General features: G+C 61.6%; 19 protein-coding genes and 1 other RNA gene. 5 read left to right on the forward strand and 15 right to left on the reverse strand.

Going from position 1 to position 24,522, the window contains the following annotated elements; genetic code table 11:
- Positions 1 to 5: 5 nt before the first annotated feature.
- From mraY to rsmI, 9 genes are all read right to left on the reverse strand, one after another.
- Complete coding sequence (gene mraY, locus BFP96_RS18950) at positions 6 to 1,088, reverse strand: phospho-N-acetylmuramoyl-pentapeptide-transferase (protein ID WP_057724619.1); 1,083 nt, start codon at positions 1,086 to 1,088, stop codon at positions 6 to 8.
- On the reverse strand, positions 1,088 to 2,458 hold the full coding sequence (murF, locus tag BFP96_RS18955; RefSeq protein WP_065897309.1) for a UDP-N-acetylmuramoyl-tripeptide--D-alanyl-D-alanine ligase: 1,371 nt from the start codon (positions 2,456 to 2,458) through the stop codon (positions 1,088 to 1,090). The genes mraY and murF overlap by 1 nt, the downstream gene beginning before the upstream one ends.
- Positions 2,451 to 3,914 carry a UDP-N-acetylmuramoyl-L-alanyl-D-glutamate--2,6-diaminopimelate ligase gene (locus tag BFP96_RS18960; protein ID WP_065936817.1) on the reverse strand — a complete coding sequence of 488 codons (1,464 nt, stop codon included), beginning with the start codon at positions 3,912 to 3,914 and terminating at the stop codon, positions 2,451 to 2,453. The genes murF and BFP96_RS18960 overlap by 8 nt, the downstream gene beginning before the upstream one ends.
- The gene (locus BFP96_RS18965) at positions 3,914 to 5,656 is read right to left on the reverse strand and encodes a peptidoglycan D,D-transpeptidase FtsI family protein (protein WP_163001703.1); all 1,743 of its coding nucleotides are present in this window, start codon (positions 5,654 to 5,656) and stop codon (positions 3,914 to 3,916) included. The genes BFP96_RS18960 and BFP96_RS18965 overlap by 1 nt, the downstream gene beginning before the upstream one ends.
- On the reverse strand, positions 5,656 to 5,949 hold the full coding sequence (gene ftsL / locus BFP96_RS18970) for a cell division protein FtsL (RefSeq protein WP_057724615.1): 294 nt from the start codon (positions 5,947 to 5,949) through the stop codon (positions 5,656 to 5,658). The genes BFP96_RS18965 and ftsL overlap by 1 nt, the downstream gene beginning before the upstream one ends.
- The gene (gene rsmH, locus BFP96_RS18975; RefSeq protein ID WP_065936818.1) at positions 5,946 to 6,893 is read right to left on the reverse strand and encodes a 16S rRNA (cytosine(1402)-N(4))-methyltransferase RsmH; all 948 of its coding nucleotides are present in this window, start codon (positions 6,891 to 6,893) and stop codon (positions 5,946 to 5,948) included. Before rsmH ends, ftsL begins: the two co-directional genes overlap by 4 nt.
- A complete protein-coding gene (mraZ, locus tag BFP96_RS18980; RefSeq protein ID WP_004371993.1) occupies positions 6,890 to 7,345 on the reverse strand; it encodes a division/cell wall cluster transcriptional repressor MraZ in 456 nt (151 codons plus the stop codon). Before mraZ ends, rsmH begins: the two co-directional genes overlap by 4 nt.
- A gap of 354 nt (positions 7,346 to 7,699) precedes the next feature.
- Positions 7,700 to 8,053: RNase P RNA component class A (rnpB, locus tag BFP96_RS18985), an RNA gene on the reverse strand.
- Positions 8,054 to 8,149: 96 nt separating this feature from the next.
- Positions 8,150 to 9,055, reverse strand: a complete 906-nt coding sequence (gene rsmI, locus BFP96_RS18990; RefSeq protein WP_163001701.1) for a 16S rRNA (cytidine(1402)-2'-O)-methyltransferase — start codon at positions 9,053 to 9,055, stop codon at positions 8,150 to 8,152.
- Between the two features lie 176 nt (positions 9,056 to 9,231).
- Here rsmI and BFP96_RS18995 point away from each other — a divergent pair, with 176 nt between their 5' ends.
- The 4 genes from BFP96_RS18995 (at position 9,232) to BFP96_RS19010 (ending at position 12,678) form a co-directional block, all read left to right on the forward strand.
- The gene (locus tag BFP96_RS18995; RefSeq protein WP_065892621.1) at positions 9,232 to 11,043 is read left to right on the forward strand and encodes a penicillin-binding protein activator; all 1,812 of its coding nucleotides are present in this window, start codon (positions 9,232 to 9,234) and stop codon (positions 11,041 to 11,043) included.
- A complete protein-coding gene (locus BFP96_RS19000; protein WP_065892622.1) occupies positions 11,043 to 11,414 on the forward strand; it encodes a YraN family protein in 372 nt (123 codons plus the stop codon). Before BFP96_RS18995 ends, BFP96_RS19000 begins: the two co-directional genes overlap by 1 nt.
- 92 nt (positions 11,415 to 11,506) lie before the next feature.
- Positions 11,507 to 12,100 (forward strand): phosphoheptose isomerase, encoded by a 594-nt coding sequence (locus BFP96_RS19005; RefSeq protein ID WP_003216190.1) that lies wholly within the window; start codon positions 11,507 to 11,509, stop codon positions 12,098 to 12,100.
- Positions 12,097 to 12,678 (forward strand): BON domain-containing protein, encoded by a 582-nt coding sequence (locus BFP96_RS19010; RefSeq protein ID WP_065885819.1) that lies wholly within the window; start codon positions 12,097 to 12,099, stop codon positions 12,676 to 12,678. The genes BFP96_RS19005 and BFP96_RS19010 overlap by 4 nt, the downstream gene beginning before the upstream one ends.
- 122 nt (positions 12,679 to 12,800) lie before the next feature.
- Here BFP96_RS19010 and BFP96_RS19015 read toward each other — a convergent pair whose 3' ends face one another.
- The 6 genes from BFP96_RS19015 to BFP96_RS19040 form a co-directional block, all read right to left on the reverse strand.
- Positions 12,801 to 13,574, reverse strand: coding sequence for an OmpA family protein (locus BFP96_RS19015; RefSeq protein ID WP_065933758.1), 774 nt, complete (start codon positions 13,572 to 13,574; stop codon positions 12,801 to 12,803).
- Between the two features lie 202 nt (positions 13,575 to 13,776).
- Complete coding sequence (locus BFP96_RS19020; protein WP_065892623.1) at positions 13,777 to 16,506, reverse strand: LuxR C-terminal-related transcriptional regulator; 2,730 nt, start codon at positions 16,504 to 16,506, stop codon at positions 13,777 to 13,779.
- A gap of 251 nt (positions 16,507 to 16,757) precedes the next feature.
- On the reverse strand, positions 16,758 to 18,122 hold the full coding sequence (locus BFP96_RS19025; RefSeq protein ID WP_065885816.1) for a DUF1329 domain-containing protein: 1,365 nt from the start codon (positions 18,120 to 18,122) through the stop codon (positions 16,758 to 16,760).
- Between the two features lie 42 nt (positions 18,123 to 18,164).
- Positions 18,165 to 20,027 (reverse strand): DUF1302 domain-containing protein, encoded by a 1,863-nt coding sequence (locus BFP96_RS19030; protein WP_065936819.1) that lies wholly within the window; start codon positions 20,025 to 20,027, stop codon positions 18,165 to 18,167.
- Between the two features lie 334 nt (positions 20,028 to 20,361).
- Positions 20,362 to 22,044, reverse strand: coding sequence for a fatty acid--CoA ligase (locus tag BFP96_RS19035; protein ID WP_065933756.1), 1,683 nt, complete (start codon positions 22,042 to 22,044; stop codon positions 20,362 to 20,364).
- A gap of 794 nt (positions 22,045 to 22,838) precedes the next feature.
- Complete coding sequence (locus BFP96_RS19040; protein WP_065892626.1) at positions 22,839 to 23,471, reverse strand: LysE family translocator; 633 nt, start codon at positions 23,469 to 23,471, stop codon at positions 22,839 to 22,841.
- 84 nt (positions 23,472 to 23,555) lie between these two features.
- On the opposite strand from BFP96_RS19040, the gene BFP96_RS19045 reads away from it, so the two are divergent.
- Positions 23,556 to 24,521, forward strand: coding sequence for a 2-hydroxyacid dehydrogenase (locus tag BFP96_RS19045; RefSeq protein WP_065936820.1), 966 nt, complete (start codon positions 23,556 to 23,558; stop codon positions 24,519 to 24,521).
- Position 24,522: the final 1 nt, after the last annotated feature.

Raw genomic sequence — 24,522 nt, forward strand, 5'->3', positions numbered from 1 at the left:
CGTTTCTACCTCAGTTTCAGGGTGGCAAGGCCGACCAGTACCAGAATCACGGTGATGATCCAGAAACGGACGATCACGCGTGGCTCGGGCCAGCCCTTGAGTTCAAAGTGGTGGTGAATCGGCGCCATGCGAAATACGCGGCGCCCGGTCAATTTGAAGGAGGCCACCTGGATGACCACCGACAGGGTTTCCATCACGAACACACCGCCCATGATGAACAGCACGATTTCCTGGCGCACGATCACCGCGATGGTGCCCAGTGCCGCGCCCAGCGCCAGTGCGCCGACGTCGCCCATGAACACTTGCGCCGGGTAGGTGTTGAACCACAGGAACCCCAGGCCGGCACCGATCAGCGCGCCGCAGAACACGATCAACTCGCCCGCGCCCGGCACATAGGGAATCAGCAGGTATTCAGCGAATTTCACGTTACCCGACAGGTAGCAGAAGATGCCGAGCGCGCCGCCCACCATCACCGTCGGCATGATCGCCAGGCCGTCGAGGCCGTCGGTCAGGTTCACCGCGTTGCTGGAGCCGACAATCACGAAATAGGTCAGCACCACAAAGCCGATGCCCAGTGGAATGCTGGCGTCCTTGAGCATCGGGATGATCAGGGTGGTTTCCACAGCGCTAGGCGCGGTGGTGTAGAGGAAGATCGCCGCCGCCAGGCCGAATACCGATTGCCAGAAATACTTCCAGCGGCTTGGCAGGCCCTTGGAGTTTTTCTCGATCACTTTGCGGTAGTCATCCACCCAGCCGATGGCGCCGAACAGCAGGGTCACCAGCAGCACCACCCACACATAGCGGTTATGCAGGTCCGCCCAGAGCAGGGTGCTGACGCCGATGGACGACAGGATCAACGCACCGCCCATGGTCGGGGTGCCGGACTTGGACAGGTGCGACTGCGGGCCGTCATTGCGAACCGATTGACCAATTTGCAGGTTCTGCAGGGTGCGGATCATCCACGGCCCCAGGAACAGCGACAAACACAGCGCGGTCAGCACACCCAGGATCCCGCGCAGGGTCAGGTACTGAAAGACCGCGAAGCCTTTGTGGAACTGTTGCAGATACTCAGCCAGCAGCAGCAGCATTAATGTTTCTCCGTACTTGAGCCACACAAGGCTGCGACGACGTTTTCCATCACCGCGCTGCGCGATCCCTTGATCAAAATGGTTGTGTGTTTGTCGTGCTCGGCCGCAGTCAACGCCTGGATCAATTCGGCCTGGGTCGCGAAATGGCGCGCGCCGGGGCCGAAGGCGTCTACCGCGTGAGCCATGTTCGGGCCGACTGCGTAGAGCGCGTCGACTTTGCCGGCGGCATAGGCGCCGACTTCGCGGTGGCCTTGCTCGGCCCAGTCGCCCAGTTCGCCGATATCGCCCAGTACCAGCACTTTGCGCCCATCGAAGCCGTTGAGCAGGTCCACGGCGGCATTGATGGAAGACGGGTTGGCGTTGTAGGTGTCATCGATCACGCGCATGCCGTTACTGGCCAATTGCGCAACAGTGCGCCCCTTGACCGGCTGCACCGCGCCCAGGCCTGTGGCGATGCCGAACAGCGACACGCCCAGGGCGTAAGCGGCAGCGGCGGCGGCCAGGGCGTTGGCGACGTTATGGTTGCCCAGCAGGTTCAGTTGCACGTGCTCATTGCCTTGCGGCGTGTGCAAGGTGAAGGACGGGCAACCCCGTGCATCGACGGTAATGTTGGAGGCGTGGAAATCGGCCGCGGCGTTCAGCACGGCGAACGTCAGCACCTTGCGACCGGCGGCACGTGCACGCCAGGTCTCAAAAGCCTTGTCATCCAGATTCAGTACAGCAGTGCCCGAGGCGTCGAGGCCTTCAAGGATTTCACCCTTGGCTTCGACGATTTTTTCCGGGCCACCGAACTCACCGACGTGGGCGGTGCCGGCGTTATTGATAATGGCGACGTGAGGCTGGGTCAGCGCCACGGTGTAGGCAATCTCGCCGATGCGTGAAGCGCCCAGCTCGATCACCGCCGCCGTGTGTTCCGGGGCCAGTTCGAGCAGGGTCAGCGGTGCGCCGAAATCATTGTTCAGGTTGCCACGGGTAGCGAGCACCGGCCCGCGCGTGCGCAGTACACCGGCCAACAGCTCTTTGACGGTGGTCTTGCCACTGGAACCGGTGACGGCGGCAACCGGCTTGTCGAAGGCGGCGCGGTTCAGCGCGCCCAGTTGGCCCAGGGCCAGGCGGGTATCGGCAACCAGCAGCTGCGGCAAGGTGGCGTGCGCCACTTCGCGTTGCACCAGGGCACCCACGGCGCCTTTGGCGGCGACTTCGTTAAGGTAGTCGTGGCCATCGAAGCGCGGGCCTGCGAGGGCGACGAACAACTGGCCCGGCTTGATGTTGCGACTGTCGATACTGACGCCGTCGAACGTGCAATCGCTGGACAGCACGCGGGCGGACAACGCCTGGGCCAGTTCGCTGAATGTCATCGCCTTAAGCATGGGCGACCTCCCAGGCAGTCAAGGCGCGATCCGCCTCGACCAGATCGGAAAAGGCATGGCGCTCGCCGTTGATTTCCTGGTAATCCTCATGCCCCTTGCCGGCCAGCACGACCACGTCATCCGCGCTGGCGCTGGCGATCAATTGCGCGATGGCGGCGCCGCGACCGGCCACGAAGGTGACGTTGGCGGTGTCTTTGAAGCCTTCGCGGATATCGTCGAAAATCCGCCCCGGGTCTTCGCTGCGCGGGTTGTCGTCGGTCACCAGCACGCCGTCAGCCAGGCGCTCGACAATCTCGGCCATCAACGGACGCTTGCCGCGATCGCGGTCGCCGCCGCAGCCGAACAGGCACAACAGCTTGCCCTTGGCATGGGGGCGCAGCGCCAGCAGGACTTTTTCCAGGGCATCAGGGGTGTGAGCGTAGTCGACCACCACCAACGGTTGTGTGCCGCCACCCAGGCGCTGCATGCGACCGGCCGGGCCTTCAAGCTTCGGCAAGACCTTGAGTATTTCGTCGAGGGCGTAATCCAGGCCGAGCAGCGCGCCGATAGCGGCGAGCACGTTGCTCAGGTTGAAGCGACCGAGCAAGGTGCTGCGCAAATGGTGTTCGCCCTGAGGCGTAACCAACGTAGCGCGCACGCCTTCGTCATTGAATTGGGCCTCACGGCAATACAGGTAGGCGCTGGAATCCTCCAGGCTGTAGCTGATCAGGCGCGCTTCGCTGTCCTGGGCAGCCAGCTGGCGGCCAAACGCGTCGTCGAGGTTGACCACCCGGCATTTCAGATCATTCCAGGCGAACAGCTTGGCCTTGGCGGCGGCGTACGCCTCCATGGTGCCGTGGTAGTCCAGATGATCCCGGGACAGGTTGGTCATCACGGCCACATCAAACGCCAACGCCGTCACGCGGCCCTGGTCCAGGCCATGGGACGAGACTTCCATGGCAACCGCCCTGGCACCGGCCTTTTTCAGGTCGGCCAGGGTCGCCTGCACGGCAATCGGGTTCGGCGTGGTGTGCAGGCCGCTTTGCAACGCGCCATAAAAGCCGGTGCCCAGGGTACCGACGATGCCGCAATGCTGGCCCAACAGGTCCAGCGCCTGGGCGACCAACTGAGTCACGCTGGTCTTGCCGTTGGTGCCGGTTACGCCCACCAGGTTGAGGTGGCGGCTCGGCTCGCCATAGAAGCGCCCGGCGATGTCGGACAGCTGGGCGGCCAGGTTCTTCACCGGAATCAACGGCACATCGGTGATTGGCAGCACAGTGGCGCCATCCACTTCATAGGCCACGGCGGCAGCGCCACGCTGCAGGGCATCGGCGATGTGCGCACGGCCATCGAATTTGCCACCAGGCACCGCCAGGAACAAGTCACCGGCGCGTACCGTGCGGCTGTCCAGGCTCAACTCGCGGATCAACAGATCGCGGCCGGCGTGGGCAAAAATCTTGTTCAGGCTAAGAGACATCAGCCGCGCCCTCCATTGGCTTTTACGGCGGCTACCGGCGGTGCGGCGTTCGCTTGCTGGGTCGGAGGCAGATTGTCCGGCGTGATGTTCATCAGGCGCAGGGTGCCGGACATGACTTTGCTGAACACCGGCGCCGAGACCAGGCCACCGAAGTAACCGGCCTTGCTCGGCTCATCGATCACCACGACGATGGCGTAGCGTGGGTCGCTCATCGGGCCGAAACCGGCGAACAGCGAGCGATAGGAATTTTCCGCATAGCCCTTGGTGCCGACCGAGGTTTTACGTGCGGTACCGGACTTGCCGGCCACGTGATAAGCCGGCACCTGGGCGCGGAATACACCACGCGGCGCCTCGATCACTTGTTGCAGCATGCCTTGCATGGTCTTGGCGACTTTCTCCGGGATCACCTGGGTGGCCTTCGGCGCTTCGTCGACATGGATCAGGCTCAGCGGAACCATGCGGCCGTTATTGGCCAATACAGAGAAAGCATGGGCCAGCTGGATCGCGGTCACCGACAGGCCGTAGCCGTAGGACAGCGTGGCGGTCTCGGCTTTTTTCCAGTCACGGTAGTTCGGCAGGTTGCCTACGCGCTCACCGGGGAAGTCGAGCCCGGTGGGTTGACCCAGGCCGATTTTTTGCGCCAGGTGGTAGATGGTCTCGCCGCCGATATCAAAGGCGACCTTGCTCATGCCCACGTTACTGGAGTTGATCAGGATGCCGGTCAGGTCCAGCACCGGGCCCTCGGTACGGGACACGTCACGAATGGTGTATTTGCCCAACTGCAACGTACCTGGATACACCTCGACCTTGTCGCTGGGCTTCCAGCGTCCGGTTTCCAGGGCGGCGCTCATGGAGATGGCTTTCATGGTCGAACCCGGCTCGAACACGTCGATCATGGCGCGGTTGCGCATCATCGCCGGTTGCAGGTTGCGACGGTTGTTCGGGTTGTACGTCGGCTGGTTGACCATGGCGAGGATCTCGCCGGTCTTCACGTCCATGATCACCAGGCTGCCGGCTTTTGCGCCGTTCTCGATGATCGCGTTACGCAGCTCACGGTTGGCCAGGTACTGCAGGCGCAAGTCAATCGACAACGCCAAGGGCTTGCCGGCCTTGGCGTTCTTGGTGACCTGTACATCCTTGATCAGTCTGCCGCGCCGGTCCTTGATGACCTGGCGCTTGCCCGGAACCCCGGCCAGCCATTCGTCGTAGGCCAACTCGACCCCTTCGCGGCCATGGTCATCGATATCGGTAAAACCGACCATGTGCGCAGTGGTTTCCCCGGCCGGGTAGAAACGACGAAATTCCTCGATGCCATAGACACCGGGAATTTTAAGGTCGAGCACTTGCTGACCCTGCTCAGGGGTGAGCCCGCGAACCAGGTAGATGAATTCTTTATTGGCCTGGGCTTCCAGGCGCTCGGTCAGGGCTTTGCGATCCTGCCCCAGGGCAGCGGCGAGTTCGGGCCACTTGTCCTTGGCCACCTGCAATTCCTTGGCGTTGGCCCACAGGGTGGTCACCGGCGTACTCACGGCCAGGGGCTCGCCGTTACGGTCGGTGATCAGGCCGCGGTGCGCGGGAATCGGGATATGTCGCAGGCTACGGGCGTCGCCCTGGCCGATCAGGAAGTCACGGTCGACCACCTGCAGGTCGAAGATCCGCCAGACGATCGCGCCTACCATCAACGCCAGCAAGCCGAGCATCAGACGGAAGCGCCATGGGTAGAGTGCGCCCTCGAGCTTCATCATGGCGCCACCATGCGAACGTCGGCAGCGCCCGGAATGTGCATTTTCAGTTGTTCGGTGGCCAGCACTTCGATACGGCTATGGGCCGTCCAGGTGCTCTGCTCCAGGATCAGCCGACCCCATTCCGCCTGCGCCTTGTCGCGCACGCTCAATTCCCCGTAGAGGGTATTGAGCAACTGACGGTTCCAATGCGCGCTGTAGGACACCGCAATCGCGGACACCAGCACGCCGACAAACAGCAACAACATAAAGAAGCTGCCGCCCGGCAGGGGTTTGGCGAAAAGCTTGCTCACCGCAACTTCTCCGCGACGCGCATGACGGCGCTACGGGAACGTGGGTTGGCCTTGAGTTCGGCGTCGGAGGCGAACTGCGCTTTGCCATGGATTTTGATTTTCGGCACAAAGGCTTCGAAACGCACCGGCAGGTTGCGCGGCAGGTTGTCCGATTCGCCCTTGACCAGACGCCGCATGAACAGTTTGACGATGCGGTCTTCCAGGGAATGGAAACTGATCACCACCAGGCGACCGCCCACTTCCAGCGCCTCGAGGGCAGCCTCGAGGCCGGCCTCCAGATCGCCCAATTCGTTGTTGACGTGAATGCGCAAGCCCTGGAACGCACGGGTCGCCGGGTTCTTGCCCTTCTCCCAGGCCGGATTGGCGACTTTCAGCACTTCGGCCAGGTCGGCGGTGCGTTCGAACGGCTGGATCTCGCGGCGCTCGACCACGGCGCGGGCCATGCGGCCGGCGAAGCGTTCTTCACCGTATTCCTTGAACACCCGGGCGATTTCTTCGACTGGCGCGGTGGCGATGAACTGCGCGGCGCTGACGCCACGCGTCGGGTCCATGCGCATGTCGAGGGGGCCGTCGTTCATGAAGCTGAAGCCGCGCTCCGGGTCATCGAGCTGCGGCGAAGACACGCCCAGGTCGAGCAGAACCCCGGCCACCTTGCCCGCCATGCCGCGCTCGGCGACTTCGGCGCCAAGCTCGGCAAAGCTGCGCTGCACAACGACAAAGCGGCCGTCTTCGGCCGCTAGCGCTTGCCCGGTGGCAATCGCTTGAGGGTCTTTGTCGAACCCGAGGAGTTTACCGTCGGGCCCGAGCTGGCTGAGTATCAACCGACTGTGCCCGCCCCTGCCGAAGGTGCCATCCAGATAGCAGCCATCCGCGCGTACGGCGAGAGCCTCAACGGCTTCGTCAAGCAGTACGGTGATGTGGTTAAAGCCGCTATCAATAGTCACAGGATCAAATCACGCAGTTCATCAGGCATGGCGCCCGGTTGTTGAATAGCAGCCAGGTCAGCTGCAGAAACAGCATCCCAGGCATCTTCGTCCCACAATTGGAACTTGTTCAATTGGCCTACCAGCATCGCGCGCTTGTCGAGCCTGGCGTATTCGCGCAACCGCGGAGGCACCAGGAAACGACCGCTGCCATCGAGTTCAAGGTCGACGGCATTACCGATCAGCAAACGCTGCAGGCGGCGGTTTTCTTCACGCAATGAAGGCAGCGCGCGCAACTTGGTTTCGATCAACTCCCACTCATCGAGGGGGTAAACACATAAACAAGGGTCAACAGCGTCAATCGTGATGATTAACTGCCCTGAACTTCGCGAAATGAGCTCGTCACGATACCGGCTCGGCATAGCGAGACGGCCTTTTGCATCGAGACTGATAGCGTTAGCTCCGCGAAACACAGATGCGTTTCTCCAAATTTTAGCGTTTTACGTTCAAAAAACCCACTTTGTGCCACTTTCCGCCACTTGCGCACACTATAGGAATGCGCCCACCACACCGTCAAGGCGCGGATAGAAGGAAAAGCCTTACAGAACGGAGATTTACGAGCGTAAAGAGAGGAGAAACCCGACTTCAGCGTTGTTTTTGACTCAACAAGCGCAGCCAACTCAAAGAGCTGAGGCTCAAAGTTAAAGTAATTTATTAAGAGTAAGATTTTTTTGGTATTACGAAGACGCATCTGCCAATGATTTGGCAGGGAGGGATTCTTGCGTTACTACCGGTTTCCACCCGAGGTACGGATGGAAGGAAAAAAGGTGGAGAGTCGATCTGTAAGCCGGGTTCTGTCTTGAACAGTCATTCGTCTACGATGGCCATCACTGGACATCTTTAGCAACCTACCCGGTCCCAGCGCGGGCCACGCCTTGGGACCCTATTTGGTCTTGCTCCAAGTGGGGTTTACCTAGCCACGAACTGTTGCCAGTCGTGCGGTGCGCTCTTACCGCACCTTTTCACCCTTACCGGCACCGAAGTGCTTAGGCGGTTATTTTCTGTGGCACTTTCCGTAGGCTCACGCCTCCCAGGCATTACCTGGCACTTCGCCCTATGGAGCCCGGACTTTCCTCCCCCCCCTAATTTTCATAGAAGGCAGCGACTGTCCAATCGACTCTCCGCCGCGCAGGTTAACGGCACGACGGCTTCAGGACAAGTATTAAAAGTGCAGCATTGCCATCACGTTCGGACGAAACACCGGCCCGGCCCCGGAACTATTCGGCTTTCTGTTTATCGAGCGCGGCTTGATACAACACATTCTTGCGCACCCCGGTAATTTCCGCCGCCAGGGCAGCGGCGCGCTTGAGCGGCATTTCCTTTAACAGCAAATCGAGGATGCGCATGGCTTCGCTACCGACTGCGTCCTCACTCTCGGGAGCCGTCCAGCCGGCCACCAGCACGACGCACTCGCCACGCTGCTGATTGCTGTCGCCTTCGACAAACCCGCGCAGCTCTTCCAGGGGCAGGCCCTTGAGGGTCTCGAAGGTCTTGGTCAACTCACGCGCCAGCAGCGCCAGGCGCTCGCCGCCGAACACCAGCTCCATATCCTGCAGGCATTCCAGGATGCGGTGCGGGGCTTCGTAGAAAATCAGGGTGCGCGGCTCTTCCTTCAACGCCTGGAGACGGGCGCGACGCCCTACGGTCTTGGCGGGCAGGAAGCCTTCGAAGATAAAACGGTCCGACGGCAAGCCGGCTGCAGATAATGCAGCAATCAGCGCGCACGCTCCCGGAACAGGCACTACATTGATACCTGCGGCGCGCGCCTGTCGGACCAGATGGTACCCGGGGTCGGAAATCAGCGGCGTGCCCGCATCGGAGATCAGCGCAACATCATCACCCGCCAGCAAACGGGTGATAAAACGGCTGCCCTCCTCGCGCTCGTTGTGTTCATGGCACGCCGCCAGTGGCGTGCTGATACCAAAATGCTGCATCAACCGTTGGGAGTGCCGCGTGTCTTCCGCCGCGATCAATTTGACCTCGCGCAACACCTTCAATGCCCGCGCACTGATGTCGTCCAGGTTGCCAATCGGCGTCGCCACGACAAAAAGCGAGCCTGCAGTGGAATTCAAAGGACCTGGAGCAGTCAAAACGCACACCTCGATGATTGGCAAAAGCCACATTGTAGCGCGTCGACGCGCTGAAAATATGCCGTCACGGCGGATGTCGTTTCAGCCATTGTTAGCAACCGGCAACAATTGCACGACCTAAATCCACGGTTTCACGCCACGAACATCGCGCCTGAGCCAGTGCTTGGGTACACTTCCACGCTAATTTGATCGGTATCAGGAACACTTACATGATCGCTTGCCTGCGGCTGCTCTCCGCCCTCTGCCTCGCTGCCTTGCTGGCCGCTTGCGCCAGCTCGCCCTCGTCGAGTCTTGGCGACCTTCCACGCACCCCGGATGCTAGTATCGAGCAATTGCTTGAACAGGCCACCGCCGCCAGCACGCCGGAAAAGGCCGCGTTGCTGCGCCTGAGTGCGGCTGACCTGGCCTACCGGCAGAACAATGCTGGCCGTTCCTCGCAGATCCTGGCCCAGGTGCCCCTGAATGTGCTGAAGCCAGCCGGGCAGATATTTGCCAGCACCCTGGCAGCGGAACTGGCGATGACCCGCAACCAGCCCAAGGCTGCCTTGACGGCGTTGGACCATCCCAGCCTGCAAAGCCTGAAGGAGCTGCCGGCCGATCAGCAGGTCCGCACCGGCACCGTGCATGCCCGCGCCTATGAAGCCGACGGCCAGACCCTGGCTGCGGCGCGCGAGCGTGTCGCCATGGCGCCTCTGCTCAGCGGCGACGCGGCCAACAACAATCACGAAGCGATCTGGGCGCTGATTGCCGCACTGCCGTCCGAGCAGTTGCAAGCGACCGGCAACCCGACGCTGGACGGCTGGATCACCCTGGCCCAGGCGGTCAAGGGCGCCGGCACACTGGAACAACAGCAAACCGCCATCGACACCTGGCGTGCGCGCAACCCGGGCCATCCGGCGGCGGTGCAATTGCCGACGCCGCTGACCAAACTCAAGGAACTGGCCAGCCAGCCGCTCAACAAGATCGCCCTGTTGCTGCCGCAGGAAGGCGCCCTGGCGGCCGTCGGCAAGGCGTTGCGTGAAGGCTTCATGGCCGCGCACTACCAGGCCGAACAGGCCGGGCAGAAACCGCCCGTGATTGAGTTTTACGACAGCTCGCGCCTGACCTCCATCGACGACTTCTACGCCAAGGCCCAGGCCGCCGGCGTGCAACTGGTGGTCGGCCCACTGGAAAAGCCGCTGGTCAAACAGCTCAGTGCTCGCCCGCAACTCCCCATCACCACCCTGGCGCTGAACTACAGCGAAACCGATCAAGGCCCGGCGCAACTGTTCCAGTTCGGCCTGGCCGCTGAAGACGAAGCCCGTGAAGTGTCGCGCCGCGCCCGGGCCGACGGCCTGCACCGCGCCGCCGCCATGGTGCCCCGTGGCGAATGGGGCGAGCGTGTGTACAAAGCGTTCCGTCAGGATTGGGAAGCCAACGGCGGCACCGTCATGGGCGTCGAGTACGTCGATCAGCCGGTGGCTTTGGCCCAGCAGATCGCTGACCTGTTCCAGCTGCGCAAGAGCGAAGGCCGCGCCAAGAGCCTGCAAAGCACCGTCGGTACTGACGTTGCCGCCCAGCCGTCGCGTCGCCAGGACATCGAGTTCATCTTCCTGGCCGTGACCCCGCAACTGGCCCAGCAGATCAAGCCGACCCTGAACTTCCAATACGCCGGTGATGTGCCTGTCTACGCGACTTCCCACGTATTCAGCGCCAGCGGCGACCGCAACCAGTACCTGGACATGACCAACGTGATGTTCTGCGAAACCCCTTGGTTGCTCAACACCACCGACCCGCTGCGCAACCAGGTTGCCGCACAATGGCCGCAAGCCAATGGCAGCCTGGGCCGGCTCTACGCGATGGGCGTCGATGCCTATCGCCTGGCGCCACGCCTGGGCCAGCTCAAGGCGCTGCCGGACACCCGGGTCGACGGTCTCTCCGGTAACCTGGGCATCGGCGCCAACCAGCGCGTTGACCGCCAGATGCCTTGGGCGAAGTTTGTCGGCGGCGAAATCCAACGCCTGCCGGACACCCCGCGCTGATGCCCGAGCGGTCCAGCGCACAAAGCGGCAAGGATGCCGAACACCAAGCATTGAGCTACCTGCAGCAACAGGGTCTGCGTCTTCTGGCGCAGAACTGGTTATGTAAACGCGGTGAGCTTGATCTGGTCATGCTTGACGGCGATACAGTAGTATTCGTCGAAGTCCGCTACAGAAAACACGCACAATGGGGTGGCGCGCTCGCCAGTATCGATGGGCGCAAGCGTCAGAAGCTGATACTCGCCGCGCAGTTTTTCCTGTTAAAAGAGCATCGCTGGGCCAATTCCCCCTGCCGTTTCGATGTGGTTGCCATAGAAAGCACACCGTCGGGCCCTGCTGATCTGAACTGGCTCAAAGATGCCTTCGACAGCTGACTCACCCGGCACCTTCACCACACACTTTTGCTCTTTGCTTTGCGGGCTGCACATTTCCGTGTCAAACAGCCGCGCTAATTAAGGTCACACAGATGGACATGCAATCCCGAATTCGCCAGCTTTTCCAGGCCAGCATCGACACCAAGCAACAGGCGATGGACGTACTTGCACCGCACATCGAGCAAGCCAGTCAGGTCATGGTCAATGCCTTGCTCAACGAAGGCAAAATGCTTTCGTGCGGTAACGGCGGCTCGGCCGGTGACGCCCAGCATTTTTCCTCCGAGCTGCTCAACCGCTTCGAGCGCGAGCGCCCGAGCCTGCCGGCGATCGCCCTGACCACCGACACGTCGACGATCACCTCGATCGCCAACGACTACAGCTACAACGAAATCTTCTCCAAACAGATCCGCGCCCTCGGCCAGCCGGGCGATGTGTTGCTGGCGATTTCCACCAGCGGCAACTCGGCGAACATCATTCAAGCGATCCAGGCCGCACATGATCGCGAAATGATTGTCGTAGCCTTGACCGGGCGCGACGGCGGCGGCATGGCCTCATTGCTGCTGCCTGAGGACGTGGAGATTCGCGTCCCGGCCAATGTCACTGCACGCATTCAAGAAGTCCACCTGCTGGCGATCCACTGCCTGTGCGATCTGATCGACAGCCAACTGTTCGGGAGTGAAGAATGACCGTTAACCGCCTTAGCCTTTTGGCCATCACGCTGTGCCTTGCCATCAGCGGTTGCAGCACGGCAATCACCGCAACACGGGACACCCCCATCCAGGACGACCGGGGCACACGCACATTCGGCAGCACCATCGATGACTCGCTGATCGAAACCAAGGTCAAGGTCAACGTCGCCAAAGCGGCCACGGACCTGGGTAATGGCGCATCGCGCATCGTCGTGACCAGCTTCAACGGCGTCGTGCTGCTGGCCGGCCAGACTCCGCGCGAAGAGCTCAAGGCCCAGGCCGAACAGGCTGCCTCGACGGTGCAGCGGGTCAAGAAGGTGCACAACGAACTGCAGGTCATGGACCCGATCACCCTGCTGGCGATCAGCAACGATGCGTTGCTGACCACCAAGATCAAGGCGCAGATGCTTACCGACAGCGCCGTGCCGGGCTCGCGCATCAAGATCGTCACCGACAACGGCATCGTCTACATGATGGGCCTGCTGACCCAGGCTGAAGCCACTCGCGCGGCCAACCTGGTACAGGGCGTGTCGGGTGTGCAGAAAATCGTGAAGGTGTTCGAATACATCGACTGATGTAACCGTCAGTGCCCAGGTGATCGTTCCCACGCTCTGCGTGGGAACGATCCATGTAACCGTCAGCCATGAAAAAGGGCGCCGTGCATTGACTGCACGGCGCCCTTTTTTGTATCGGTTGTTTACTGGTATTGCGAGTACGGGTTGCCCTGGAACTGGTTGTTCTGCTGCGGCGCCTGTTGCTGGGCGCCCGGCTGGCCGTACTGCTGGCCCGGGATCGGACCAAGGTTCACTTCTACACGACGGTTCTGGGCACGACCATTGACGTCGGCGTTACTGGCAATCGGATTATCCGGGCCGGCACCGCGTGCGCTCAGGTTGGCGGCACTGACGCCTTGGGAAGTCAGGTAGTTGGCCACGCTCTGCGCACGGCGCTGGGACAGGTCCATGTTCAACTGGCGACTGCCGGTGCTGTCGGTGTAGCCAACGATCTGGATGGTGTTCTGGTTGAACTGCTTGAGGGAGTTGGCCAGGTTGTTCAACGGCTGGTAGAAGCTGCTGGCGATAGCGTCGGAGTTGGTGGCGAAGGTGATATTGCCGGGCATGATCAACTTGATCTGGTCACCCTGGCGTTGCACTTCAACGCCGGTATTGGCCATGCTTTCGCGCAGTTTTTTCTCTTGCTGGTCGGCGTAGTAGCCATAGCCTGCAGCGCCGGCGCCCGCGACCACTGCGCCAATCAGCGCGCCCTTGCCACGGTGGTTATGGTCGATGGCCGCACCGGCCAATGCCCCGGCCAGCGCGCCGAGGCCGCCGTACTTGGCGGTCTTGCTCATGCCGCTCTCGGAACCATTGCCGGCCTGTCCCTGGCTGCCATCATAAGGATTAGGTGAAGCGCAGCCGGATAAAAGGGCTACGGCGGTAGCAACAACAAGCAGACGACGCGGAGTGAACATGAAGGAAGCTCCTACTTTTGCATTCGGTGATGCAGAGGACGTGGGCAACGGACCTGTGCCGGGTTTAGAACACGACAAACGGTAAAAATTCCGTGAGCGAGGCGCAAACCGGAGCCAGGCCATGGATCATTCAGGTTCGGGAGGTACGTGCTCCCGACAGCGGTGGATCGTTTAATTAAACGATGCACAATGCGCAGCGCCATCAGCCCAACAGCCCCATCGACTTGGCCCGCGCCACCGCCTGGGTACGGCGCTCCACGCCGAGCTTGCTGTTGATATGGCTGGCGTGGGTTTTCACGGTGTGCAGGGAAATGAACAGCTGGTTGCTGATCTCCTGGTTGGAACAGCCCTGGGCGATCAGTTGCAGTACCGCCAGCTCACGTGTGCTCAGGGTTTCATGATGAGGCGCGCTTTCAACACAGGTGACTGCCGGTAGCAACGCCAGCAAGGCCTGGTTCAGCAGAACGTGTGGATGCTTGCCCAACTGCTCGCGCATCCACTGCGGGTATTGCTCCAGCAACCGCTGGAACGGTTGCAGTGCGCCCCCGGTGCCGGCTTCGAGGGCGCGGGCCAGCACCAACCCGGCCCTGGTTTGCTGACCACACGCCAGCAACAAATGCGCCTGCTGGGCCAGGGCGATCAGGGCGATTATCTGGCGACCGCTGTTGAGCGCCTGTTGCGCCACGTCCTCAAGCCGTTGCAGCGCCTTGTCGGGCTGTTGGCGAATGGCATCCAGCGCGGCCTGTTGCAGCTCCACATGTTGCGGCAAGTGCGGGTGAAACTCCGGTGCGGCGGCGGCCTGCTCACCGGTGTAGGTCTGTCCCAGCCGGGCCAGCCAGGCCTCGGCCAGGTCGGTACGGCCCTGGGCCAGCCACAGCTCGCATTTGATCAGGGTGATCATCGCCAGGTAGTAGATCGGCGGCACGTCCCAGATGTGCATCAGGCGTTCAGCCTCGGCCAGTTCGGCAAAGGCCGTGGAAAAATCGCCACGCCGGCCTTCGAAGCTGGCGATCACACAATGTCCGATCAGCACGCTGATATCCCGGCAGGCGCGGGCTTCAGTCAGGCCGGCGCGCAACCGCGCAAGGCCGGCTTCGGGCTGGTAACGCAGCAGCAACAGGAAACCTTCATAGAGCGACAATCGCGCGCGCACGGCATACAGCCGCTGAGCCGCCAGCCCGTGCAGGCGCTGCAGGCCCTGGCGCACTTCGTCCAGGGCACGCAGGACCTCGCCGCGCGCCTGCAGCACCCGGGCGCGGTCGTAATGGGCCAGGGCTTCAAACAGCGGGTTACCGACACGCTGCGCCAATTCCAGGGACTCACGATTCAGGCCACGGGCACGCCAGAGATCGGCATCGACGATCGCCAGGTTGGACAAGGTCGACAGGCACATCAGGCGCTGGCCATAACGCTTGTGCGGCAGGCTTTCCAGGGCCTCGCTGCAATAGCGCTGGGTCAATTCGCGGTCCCCTCGCCCGCGGGCGATGATCCCGCTCAGTGCCAGCCATTGGGCCAGCATGGATTTCTGCGCGGTGGCCGACGGCGCCGGCAGGAAGCGGCTGAGGTAGCTGGATAATTCCTGCGCCGCGTCCAACTGGCACGCCAACCCCAGCGCCCAACTGTAGAGCACGATCAAGCGCGGCGTGCTGATCAACAGGCTGTCGGGCAAGTCCATTTTCCAGCGCAGCAACATGCCGACATTCTGTTCCGCCAGCAGTTGCTCCTCGGACAGGTTCTGCACCAGGTTCGCCGCCACATCCAGGTGACCGGCCCGCAGCGCCTGCTCCACCGCCTCATCAATCAGGCCCTGGGCGTTGAACCAGCGACAGGCCCGCAGGTGCAGACTGGCCAGGGGCAAGGTGGCGCTCTTCTCGCGGCGCGCGCGCAGCAGGTCGGAAAACAAATGGTGATAACGGTACCAGTGGCCCTGTTCATCCAACGGCACCAGAAATACCTGGTGGGCCTGCAGGTAGCGCAGGATTTCCGGGCTGTCATGGGCCTCGCGGATCGCGTCGCACAGCTCGCCGCAGAAACGCTCCTGGGGCGCGGTGTCATACAGAAACGCCTGCACCTGCGCAGGCAGGCAGTCGATGACCTCTTCCAGCAAATAATCGCGAATCAGCCCTTCGCCGCCGTTCAGGCCCTGGGGCAAGGCACCGTCGCTGCCGGCTTCGGAGGCCGCCAGCAGCCAGAAGCGCAGGCCGGCGACCCAGCCCTCACTGCGACGGATCAGGTTCTCCAGAGCCTCACCGCGCAGCGAACTGCTGTGCCGGTGCAGCACGGCCAGGGATTCGTCATGGGTCAGGCGCAGGTCCTGCTCATGCAATTCCAGCAGGTGCCGCGACAGGCGCAGGCGCGCCAGGTGCCAGTCCGGACGCTGGCGGCTGGTAACCAGCATCACCAGGCCATCGGGCAAATGATTGAGGAAAAACTGCAGGCAACGGTCCAGCACCGGCCCCTGGGCCAAATGGTAGTCATCGAGCACCAGCAGCAGCGGCGCGTGGACAGACAAATGCACCGTCAGCTCATCGAGCAGGCCATCGAGCCATTCTTCAAAGGCGAAGGGTTGGTGACGCTGACGCATTTTCAGCAAGCCCAGGGACTGGGCACCCAGTTGCGGGAAATACGCGCGCAAGCCTTCGAGCAGGCGCTCGAGAAAACGGCCAGGGTCGTTGTCCCGCGGGCTCAGGCCCAGCCACAGGTTTTGCCAGTGGGCCGGCAGGCTCTGGCAGAACTCGACCGCCAGGGAACTCTTGCCGAACCCCGCCGGCGCGCTGACCAGCAACAGCCGTCCTTCCAGGCCGGCGCCCAGGCGTTCGCACAGGCGTGGGCGCAGCACGTAACCGTCGGGCAACGGCGGCCTGTAGAAACGGCCTCCCAGGCTTGGAATTACCGCGCCGGCAGGCCCCTGGATTCGGGACAGATCAGTCATCGCCGGGCTCTTGTAGAAGGCTGTTGTCGGCATTGCAGATGTCCGCAGACTAGCGGTAAAAGCGGCGGGATTGTAGATCTTTGCAACAAATGTCTGAAAAAGAACTGCGACAAAAAATATCGCTACAGACACCCCAAACAAAATGTGGGAGGGAGCTTGCTCCCGATGGCGGTGGGTCAGTCAATACATGCATCGACTGTCGCGCCGCTATCGGGGGCAAGCCCCCTCCCACATTTGAGGATCAGCGCAGGTTAGCGAACGCCGTCCTGGCGCAGGGCTGCCGGGGTGAAGTCGCTGGTGGTGGCGGTGAAGCCGAAGTCATACGCCTGCTTCTCTTCGTTCTTCATGCCCAGGGCCAGGTAGCGGCCGGACTGCAAGTCGTAGAGGGTTTCCAGGGCATACCACGGCACTTGCTTGTCGTAGTAGTTCTCGGCATGGGCTTCGGCGACGCGCCACAGTTGGCCACGGCCGTCGTAATGGTCGATCACCGCAGCTTGCCAGGTGTCCTCGTCGATGTAGAAGTCACGTTTGGCATAGATGTGGCGCTGGCCTTCCTTCAAGGTCGCGACCACATGCCAGACGCGGCGCAGCTCGTAGCGCGTCAGGTCCTGGTTGATGTGGCCGGCCTTGATGATGTCGGCGTATTTCAACTTCGGATCGTCGATCTTGTAGCTGTTGGCGGCGATGTAGATTTCCTTCTTGCCTTCCAGTTTCCAGTCGTAGCGGTCCGGCGCGCCGTTGTACATGTCGAGGTTGTCGGAGGTGCGCAGGCCATCGGCGGCCGTGCCCGGCCCGTCATAGGACACCTGCGGCGCCCGGCGCACGCGGCGTTGCCCGGCGTTGTAGACCCACGCCGAACGCGGTTCCTTGACCTGGTCCAGGGTCTCGTGCACCAGCAGCACACCACCGGCCAGACGCGCCGGCGCGGTGACTTGCTGCTTGAAGTAGAACAGTACGTTGCCGGGGTTTTTCGGGTCGAAGTCCTTCATTTTGTCGCGGAACACGAATTGGTCGCGGAAGTACACCAGGCTGTAGGAACCGTTGGTTTGCGGGGTGGCCTGGGTCACCAGGCGCGTGACGCTACCGCCGCGATAACGGGTGATGTGGTTCCAGATCACCTCGACGCCGCTTTTCGGAATCGGGAACGGCACCGCCGTCTCGAAGTTTTCCAGGCCGTTGCCGCCGGACACCAGGTTGGTCGTGGTGGCGTTTTTCTTGATGGAGGCGAACACGTCAGCCGGCACCGTGGCGCCGCGATGAGTCGGGTACACCGGCATCTTGAAGCTGTCCGGGTAACGCTTGAACATCGCGTACTGCCCGGGGGCCAGTTTGTCTTTGTATTGCTCGACGTTCTGCGCGGTGATGGTGAACTGCGGTTGTTCGCTGGCGTACGGGTTGGCCAGGAAACCCTTGGCATCCACCGCCCCTGCGTTCACCGGCATCGGTGACCATTTGGGGATGGTACCGGCCGCGTTCCCGGCCATTTCGGCGCCCATCGGGGTCAGGCTGGTGCCCAGCTTGGCGGCTTCATCCGCCGACACCGCCGCCATGACGTTGCTCGCCAGGATCGACAGCCCAAGCACACCCACGTGCAACAGACTTTTAGTTATTTTCATGTTCTGGACTTCCTGAATACATACCACTTGAAAAGAGTGTGCTTAGAAGTTGGCGCCGAAGCTCAGGGCGACGAAATCGCGGTCATTCACCGTGCTGAACTTGCCACCAAAGAAGTTGGTGTAGGCCAGGCTGGCGGTGTAGGTGTTCTGGTATTCGGCATCCAGGCCCAGGCTGACCGCCTTGCGCCCCTCTTCGAAGTTGCCGCCGGGGCCTGGCGAGTAACCTTTGACGTCATGGGACCAGGCCACGTTGGGCTTGAGGTTGACGCCGGCGAACACGTCCGGGTATTCCCAGATGGCACGAGCGCGGTAGCCCCAGGACGTTGCGGTGGTGTAGCCGTCGTTGTTGCAGTTGGTGTTGAGGTTGGCAGCATTGGCCTGGCCGCCGCCTTGAGCGGTGGAGTTGTTAAGGGCGGTACAGAAACCACCAGGTAACTGGCCCGGACCGAACACAGGGTCGCGGCCATAACGCGCCTGAGATTTACTCTCCAGCCCACCGACGTGCGTCACGCCGATTTCGCCGACGGTGGTCAAGCGACTGGCGCCCATGACTTGATCGAAGAAGTGCGTGAAGGTGGTTTGGAACTGGGTGACTTCCTTACGGTTATAACCATGCAAGTCCTGACCCGGCGACCCTTTCAACACAGATGCATTGTTGAAGGGCGGAAGCGGCGTGACACCGGCAAACAGAATGTCTGTCGTACTCAACTGGACCGGGGCATTCGGGCGGTAGCTCAACTCGCCGCTCCATGCCGTCCCCGTGGGCAGGGTAGTGGAGAAACTCAAGCCATAGAGACGAATATCCTCCGGGTACTCAACGAAATAATTGGAGTTACCCGCGACCACCAATGGACGCAATTGGGCAGGCACCCCTGGCGTTGCGCCGGTGTAGGCCGACTGTGGGGCGCCCTGGGCACTGAAGATTGGCGCGCGGCTGTGATAGTTCATGAAGTAAGCGCCGAACTCTGTATCCAGAGGCTCGAAGTTGTAATGGAACGCGACACCGAACTGACCACTGTCGCGCGCATCACGGTCCGCGCCGCGACGCACCAATACACCCTCATTATTGACGTCTACGCCATTTGCGGCGAGCCCTGGCAGCACTGCGGCAGGCAGGAAGCGACGGCTGTTCAACACTCGCAAATTGTTACTGCAGCCGTCGGAAATAACATCAGGCTGCGAGAAGAAAGTGCCGCAGTTGTCGGTAACGGTCTGGTCCCACTCCAACTGATAAAACGCTTCCGCCGACAAGTTATCGGTCAGCGTCTGCGACACATAGAACATGTTGACCGGAATCAGGCCTTCCTTGATCTCGGCCCCCGGACGGCGAAACGCCGAGACGTCGATCGGGTTGATCGAGTTGATACCGCCGCCAATGAAGGTACTTTCGCCCCAGCTCACTACTTGCTTGCCGAAACGCACGGAACCCGGCGCATCGGCGATCGAGTAGTTGTGGTAGACGAACGCATCGAGGATCTGCCCGCCGGAAGACTTGGCGCCTTCCTTGCGGTTGTTGTCGCTGATGTCCTTGAACGGACGGCTTTCGTCCTTGAGTTCAAAGTCGTACCAGTACTTGCCACGCACAAACACACCGGTGTCGCCGTATTTCAGCTCCAGATCATGGATACCTTTGAAGATCTTCGAAAAGGTTTCTCCGCGCTTGAAGTTCAGGTGCCCGTCATCGGAGGTCTGCGACAAGCCCTTGCCGCCGTTATTCACGCCGATCAGGTCGCGATTGGCCTTGGACGTGCTCCAACTGGCGCCCACCGACAGGGATGAGTCAAAGCTCCCTTCGATTTCACCAATGTTGAAACTGACGCCGAATGCGGGCCCGGCGAGCGTAGAAGCGAGACTGACGGCCAGGGGCAGACGTGCCCGGCGCCAGAACTGGTTTACTGAGGTCATCGACGCTACTCCATGTGCATTTTATTGTTATGGCAGCGAGCTCTTTCGGAAGATGCATGTAACGGCCGGGATACAACGATTCCAATGCCGAGCGACAACCGGGCCACCTTCACCCGAAGCGCAACATCCGCGAAAAACTCTGGAAGGGACTATAGCCAGCAGGGGGTAGTGCTTGATCCCTCTAAAGTGTGATTTGCATCACCAACCCGTCTGCCCCGACCCTTTCGCCACGTCGACGAAAGCCGACGCGGCAAGGATGGCTGAAATTCCACAAATCACAAGTAAAGGCCTGAGATAGAGCATTGCCGCCCCCGAACGGGGACGGCAAGCGGCGTCACAGGGTCGACAGGAACGTGCTGTTGTTGGCCTGCCATTCGATGATGTCGATACGGATACGTTTTTTGTCGAGCTTGCCGACGCTGGTCTTGGGAATTTCAGTAACAACGGCGATCTGGCTCGGAATCGCCCACTTGCTCAAGTGGCCCAATTCAACGAACGGCTTGAGGTGTTCCTTGAGCTCACGAGCCCCTATCACATGGCCATCACGCAACACCAACAGGGCAAACGGGCGCTCGCCCCACTGCGGGTCGGCCATGCCCACCACCGCTACTTCGCGTACCGCCGGGTGGCGGCTGACCAGGTCTTCCAGGGCCAGGGACGAGACCCACTCGCCACCGGTCTTGATCACATCCTTGATGCGGTCACGGATATCGATCACGCCGAACGCATCCAGGGTGGCGACATCACCGGTGTGCATCCAGCCACCGGCCCACAGCTCGGCGCCCTTTTGCGGCTCGTTGTAATAGCCCTCGGTGAGCCAGGGTGCGCGCAGTACCAGCTCGCCCTGGGATTCGCCGTCGGCAGGCAAGAAGTTGCCATCGGTGTCCATGATCGCCGCCTCCACCAGCGGCCCGGGCACACCCGCCTTGATCCGATAGGTGGTGCGTTCGTCTTCGCTGCCGGCCATCAGCTCGTCATTGAGATGAGCACAGGACACCAGCGGCCCGGTCTCGGACATGCCGTACGCAGCCGTCAACTGGATGCCGCGGGCCTTGGCGGCTTCGTACAGCGAACGGTTGAGGGCGCTGCCGCCGATGACGATTTTCCAACCGCCGAAATCCACGTCCTGAGCGGCCTTGGCATTGAGCACCATTTGCAGGATGGTCGGCACACAATGGGAGAAGGTGACCTTTTCCTTGCGCCATAGCTCCACCAGGTATTCGGGGTCGTAGCGGCCGGGGTAGACCTGCTTCAAACCGAGCATGGTCGCCACGTAAGGCAGGCCCCAGGCGTGCACGTGGAACATCGGTGTGATGGGCATGTACACGTCGTTGGTGCCGAGCAAACGCACACTGTCGACACTGCCCATGATGGTCGCCACGCCGATGGTGTGCAGCACCAGTTGGCGATGGGTGAAATACACGCCCTTGGGGTTGCCGGTGGTGCCGGTGGTGTAGAAGGTGGTGGCCACGGAGTTCTCGTCGAAATCCTCGAAGTGGTACGTCGGGCTCGCCGCCGCCAGCAGGGTTTCGTACTCGCCCACCAGGTTGGGCAGGTCGGCTGTCTTGCTGTCGCCGTCGGTGATCAGCACGGTCTTGTCGACGCTGGTGAGCTGCCCGGCGATCGCCTGGTAAAGCCCCACGAACTCGCTGTTGACCAGCACAAAGCGGTCCTCGGCGTGGTTCATGGTGTAGAGGATCTGTTCCGGCGACAGGCGCACGTTGATGGTGTGGATCACCGCGCCGATCATCGGGATGGCGAACATGCACTCCAGGTAACGGTGGCTGTCCCAGTCCATCACCGCCACCGTGTCACCGGCCTTGACCCCGGCTTCGGTCAGCACATTGGCCAGGCGCGCGACGCGTTCGATCAGCGTCGGGTAGGTGTAGCGCAGTTTGTCGCGGTAGATGATTTCCCGGGTTTTCTCGTAACGCGCCCCGGACATCAACAGGCGTTTGATCAACAGCGGGTATTGGTAAGCGCCTTCGGCGGGTGGGATAACACGGGTCTGCAACATACGACTCCCTTTTATGACTGCGCGGTCTTGGCGTGAAGACCTGCACTGTAGAGAGGTTATGTTGCAGCTAAATCAGCCAAAGGAATGATTTGCAGGGTCCGGTAAATGCTAGCTTTTAGCCATGATCTCGGACGCATGCAGATCCAATGTGGGAGGGGGCTTGCCCCCGATGGCGGTGTTTCAGCCAAGTATTTATTAGCTGATCCACCGCTATCGGGGCATAGGTATCTATACAGCTTTGATATGACACCGACATGTGGCGAGGGAGCTAGCTCCCGATAGCGGCCTCTGGGCCGACCAGGATGTTGGTGTCGATCCCGGTCCAAATGTGGGAGGGGGCTTGCCCCCGATGGCGGCCTCAGAGCCGACCAGGATGTTGGATTGGACCGAGTACGTATCCGTTTCTGCGGTAACGGCCACTTAGGGTTCCGCCCTGACGGCGGGTCACTTTGGAAAAGCCCCAAAGTAACCAAAGGGCTCATGCCCCACCACTCGGCACCTCGCTAATGCTCGGTGTGCCCGAACGCAGGCTTGAATCCGTGGGCCGCCGCAATGGGCCATCCATGGCCCAGTGCGGCTAACCCGGCGTCCTGCCGGGTTACCCACGGATTCAAGCCTGCGTTCGGCCAGCGTGGTTTAACGGGGCGCCTGAGATCAAGATCAAAAGCCAGATCAAGAGCGGCTCGCTTCGCATCGTGGTTGCGGTTGGGTGCTACGCAGGTGTGTCGATACCTATGGCTATCGGGGGCAAGCCCCCTCCCACATTTTTTACCGTGCCCGCTCAAGGGCAGCGATTACTTCATGCTCGTGAACGCCAACTTCACCCCAATCGCAATCAACACCGCGCCCATGGTGCGATCGAACCAATGCCCCATCTTCGCAAACCCGGCGCGCACGCGCTGCTGGCTGAACAGCATGGCCACCAGGCAAAACCACAGCGCTGTCGCCACCGCGAGGTACACGCCATAACCGGCCTGCACCGCCAGCGGTGTGTGCGGGTTGATCACCACGGTGAACAGCGAGAGGAAAAACAGCGTGGCCTTGGGATTCAAACCGTTGGTCACAAAACCTGCGGTAAACGCGCCACGCGGGGTGCGCTCGCCCACCTCGCGATGCAGCTCGCCTTCCACCGGTGGCTTGGCCGGTTGCGCGCGCAGCGCCTTGAAGCCGATATACAGCAGGTACGCCGCCGCCGCCCATTTCAATGCATTGAACAGCACGATGGACTGGGACACGATCAAGCCGATGCCCAGCAACGAGTAGCCGACGTGAAGAAAGATCGCCGAACCGACGCCCAGCGCAGTCCATGTGCCGGCGCGACGGCCATGGGTCACGCTTTCACGCACCACTACGGCGAAGTCAGGTCCGGGGCTGGCGACCGCCAACAAGTGAATCAAGGCTACGGTCAAAAACTCGGCGACGTACATGCTCACTCCATTAAGTAACGGATTATTTCATCTGATAGGCTCAGCAGATTACGCCTTCGAACTCCGCCGCAAAAGGTACAGTTGATGATGAACAAGCGCCGCGCCGTTTTCCTCGATCACCCCTCCCTGGACATCGGCGACCTCGACCTCAGCGGATTGCGTGACTGCTTCAGCGAGCTGCAGCTGTGCGAGCAGACCACGCCGCAGAATGTGCGCGAACGCTTGCAGGGTGCTCAAGTCGCCATCACTAACAAAGTCCCGCTCAGTGCCGAGCTCCTGGCGGCCTGCCCCGAGCTCAAGCTGATCCTGGTGTCGGCCACCGGCACCAATAACATCGACCTTGAAGCCGCCCGCGCCCAGGGCATCACCGTGAGCAACTGCCAGGGCTACGGCACGCCGTCGGTGGCCCAGCACACGATCATGCTGCTGCTCAACCTGGCCACGCGCTTGAAGGACTATCAGCGCGATGTGGCAGCCGGCAAATGGCAGCAGGCCAGGCAGTTCTGCCTGCTGGACTACCCGATTGTCGAGCTGGAAGGCAAGACGCTGGGCCTGCTCGGCCATGGCGAACTGGGCAGTGCCGTGGCACGTCTGGCCGAAGCCTTTGGCATGCGCGTGGTGCTGGGCGCGATTCCCGGGCGCCCTGCCCGCGCCGACCGCATGCCGCTGGATGAACTGCTGGGGCAGGTGGACGCGCTGACCTTGCACTGCCCGCTCAACGAGCACACCCGCGATTTTATCGGGGCTCGCGAACTGGCACTGCTCAAGTCCGGCGCGTTTATCGTCAACACCGCACGCGGCGGTTTGATCAACGAACAGGCCCTGGCGGATGCATTGCGCAACGGCCACCTGGGTGGTGCGGCCACCGATGTGTTGAGTGTCGAGCCTCCGGTAAACGGCAACCCGCTGCTGGCCGGTGATATTCCTCGGCTGATCGTCACGCCCCATAATGCCTGGGGCAGCCGTGAAGCGCGGCAGCGGATCGTCGCGCAATTGCGCGAAAACGCCTTGGGCTTTTTCAACGGTGCCCCGCTGCGCGTCGTCGCTTGAT

Source organism: Pseudomonas sp. 34 E 7 (assembly GCF_900005715.1).
Lineage (GTDB): Bacteria > Pseudomonadota > Gammaproteobacteria > Pseudomonadales > Pseudomonadaceae > Aquipseudomonas > Aquipseudomonas orientalis_A.

Coding starts and splice junctions, on each gene's coding strand:
- mraY (WP_057724619.1), bottom strand. CDS start 1,088: ATGCTGCTGCTGCTGGCTGAGTATCTGCAACAGTTCCACAAAGGCTTC.
- murF (WP_065897309.1), bottom strand. CDS start 2,458: ATGCTTAAGGCGATGACATTCAGCGAACTGGCCCAGGCGTTGTCCGCC.
- BFP96_RS18960 (WP_065936817.1), bottom strand. CDS start 3,914: ATGTCTCTTAGCCTGAACAAGATTTTTGCCCACGCCGGCCGCGATCTG.
- BFP96_RS18965 (WP_163001703.1), bottom strand. CDS start 5,656: ATGAAGCTCGAGGGCGCACTCTACCCATGGCGCTTCCGTCTGATGCTC.
- rsmI (WP_163001701.1), bottom strand. CDS start 9,055: ATGTGGCTTTTGCCAATCATCGAGGTGTGCGTTTTGACTGCTCCAGGT.
- BFP96_RS18995 (WP_065892621.1), top strand. CDS start 9,232: ATGATCGCTTGCCTGCGGCTGCTCTCCGCCCTCTGCCTCGCTGCCTTG.
- BFP96_RS19000 (WP_065892622.1), top strand. CDS start 11,043: ATGCCCGAGCGGTCCAGCGCACAAAGCGGCAAGGATGCCGAACACCAA.
- BFP96_RS19005 (WP_003216190.1), top strand. CDS start 11,507: ATGGACATGCAATCCCGAATTCGCCAGCTTTTCCAGGCCAGCATCGAC.
- BFP96_RS19010 (WP_065885819.1), top strand. CDS start 12,097: ATGACCGTTAACCGCCTTAGCCTTTTGGCCATCACGCTGTGCCTTGCC.
- BFP96_RS19015 (WP_065933758.1), bottom strand. CDS start 13,574: ATGTTCACTCCGCGTCGTCTGCTTGTTGTTGCTACCGCCGTAGCCCTT.
- BFP96_RS19020 (WP_065892623.1), bottom strand. CDS start 16,506: ATGACTGATCTGTCCCGAATCCAGGGGCCTGCCGGCGCGGTAATTCCA.
- BFP96_RS19025 (WP_065885816.1), bottom strand. CDS start 18,122: ATGAAAATAACTAAAAGTCTGTTGCACGTGGGTGTGCTTGGGCTGTCG.
- BFP96_RS19030 (WP_065936819.1), bottom strand. CDS start 20,027: ATGACCTCAGTAAACCAGTTCTGGCGCCGGGCACGTCTGCCCCTGGCC.
- BFP96_RS19035 (WP_065933756.1), bottom strand. CDS start 22,044: ATGTTGCAGACCCGTGTTATCCCACCCGCCGAAGGCGCTTACCAATAC.
- BFP96_RS19040 (WP_065892626.1), bottom strand. CDS start 23,471: ATGTACGTCGCCGAGTTTTTGACCGTAGCCTTGATTCACTTGTTGGCG.
- BFP96_RS19045 (WP_065936820.1), top strand. CDS start 23,556: ATGATGAACAAGCGCCGCGCCGTTTTCCTCGATCACCCCTCCCTGGAC.